Genomic DNA, 1,611 nt, shown 5'->3' with positions numbered 1-1,611 from the left:
GTAGCTTGGACTTTTAAAAGCGAACGATAAGGAAGGAAGACTTCGGACTGGGCATCCCCCTTTAGCGAAGTCTTCCTTATAAACAGGAGAAACTTACGATTTCTCTTTTTTAATCAAAAACTATATCGCAATATTGCAATATAAAAATACACTTTCAAATGGGGCTTACAAAAACCGACCTTTTCACCGAAAATCAAAATGAGATAGCAATGCTTGCAAAGGCTATCGCTCACCCAGCTCGTGTAGCAATAATTGAATATTTATTGAAAGTAAATGCTTGTATCTGCAATGATATTGTCAATGAACTTCCATTGGCACAACCAACCATCTCACAGCATTTGAAAGAATTAAAAAATGCAGGAATCATCAAGGGCAATATCGAAGGAAATGCGATTTGCTACTGCATTAACGAGCCAGTTTTTAGTAAAATCAAAGGCTTATTTGGTCCAATGCAGCCTATCCAAAATAATTGTTGTTAACCATACTTAAATCTCAAATACAATGAAACTTTCAGAAGTAAAATCACTTCTCCCAACACTTGACAGTGTAAATTTTGAACTCGAAAACGGCACGCAAGTTCCCGAACACTTCCATGTAACCGAAGTAGGCGTAATTACCAAAAATTTTATCGATTGTGGCGGAACCGTTCGCAATGAAAAAGTAGCTAACTTCCAGTTATGGAATGCTAACGATACCGAACACCGCTTAAAACCAAAGAAATTACTTGATATTATTGCACTTTCAGAAAAAGTTTTGGGTATGGAAGACCTCGAAATCGAAGTAGAATACCAAGCCGAAACCATAGGAAAATACGAACTGGGCTTTAATGGTAAAGACTTTATGCTACTGAGCAAACAAACCGCTTGTTTGGCACAAGACTCGTGCGGTATTCCTGCCGAAAAATTAAAAGTAAACCTTTCGCAAGTAGCGGCTGCGAGTGCTTGCTGCACACCGGGTGGTGGATGTTGCTAATCTTTTGACCTCAAAATTCAAAAAATGTATCAATCAATTAGAAGTTTCTTAAAAAATCTTGAACAAGATTTTGCGACAATTCCAGACGAAAGAAAGGAATTATTACAAAAAATAAGCAATTATATTCAGGCAAGATACGATAAAAACGAATCTATCAATCTTGTTTATATCTGCACCCATAATTCTCGACGAAGCCATTTTGGGCAAGTAGCGGCAGCCATTTCGGCGGCTTATTATAATATCGACAAAGTAGCTACTTTTTCGGGAGGAACGGAGGCAACGGCATTCAATCCGAATGCCATTAATGCACTAAAAACGCTTGGTTTCAATATAATTTCTGATGAAAAAGAAGTAAATCCGACTTACCAAGTTAAGTTCGGGAATAATCTTAGTACAACTTGTTTCTCAAAAGTTTACGACCACGAAGCCAATCCAAAAGCTGATTTTGCGGCCATCATGACTTGCTCAGATGCCGAACAAAATTGTCCTTTTATTCCTGGAGTAGCTTTGCGGATTGGTACAACCTACGAAGACCCAAAGAAATCGGATGGGACTCCACTTCAAGAAGAAACTTATCTGAAAAGATTCAAACAAATTGCTACCGAAACGCTCTACGCTTTTTCGTTGGTGAAATAAACT

At 38.0% G+C, this 1,611-nt stretch carries 3 protein-coding genes; all 3 read left to right on the top strand.

Annotated elements, in window-relative coordinates; genetic code table 11:
* The first annotated feature begins 158 nt into the window (after window positions 1–158).
* The 3 genes from ACOVO2_RS03320 to ACOVO2_RS03310 are packed head-to-tail and all read left to right on the top strand — an operon-like array spanning window position 159 to window position 1,608.
* Window positions 159–479 carry an ArsR/SmtB family transcription factor gene (locus ACOVO2_RS03320; protein ID WP_421768602.1) on the top strand — a complete coding sequence of 107 codons (321 nt, stop codon included), beginning with the start codon at window positions 159–161 and terminating at the stop codon, window positions 477–479.
* Window positions 480–501: 22 nt separating this feature from the next.
* Window positions 502–972: a DUF6428 family protein gene (locus tag ACOVO2_RS03315; RefSeq protein WP_421768601.1), complete on the top strand. Its 471-nt coding sequence runs from the start codon at window positions 502–504 to the stop codon at window positions 970–972.
* A gap of 24 nt (window positions 973–996) precedes the next feature.
* Window positions 997–1,608 carry a protein-tyrosine-phosphatase gene (locus tag ACOVO2_RS03310; RefSeq protein ID WP_421768600.1) on the top strand — a complete coding sequence of 204 codons (612 nt, stop codon included), beginning with the start codon at window positions 997–999 and terminating at the stop codon, window positions 1,606–1,608.
* Window positions 1,609–1,611: the final 3 nt, after the last annotated feature.

The sequence above is a fragment of the Emticicia sp. genome (assembly GCF_049241225.1).
Taxonomy (GTDB): Bacteria; Bacteroidota; Bacteroidia; order Cytophagales; family Spirosomataceae; genus Emticicia.
This window is presented reverse-complemented; position numbering and strand designations above follow the sequence as displayed.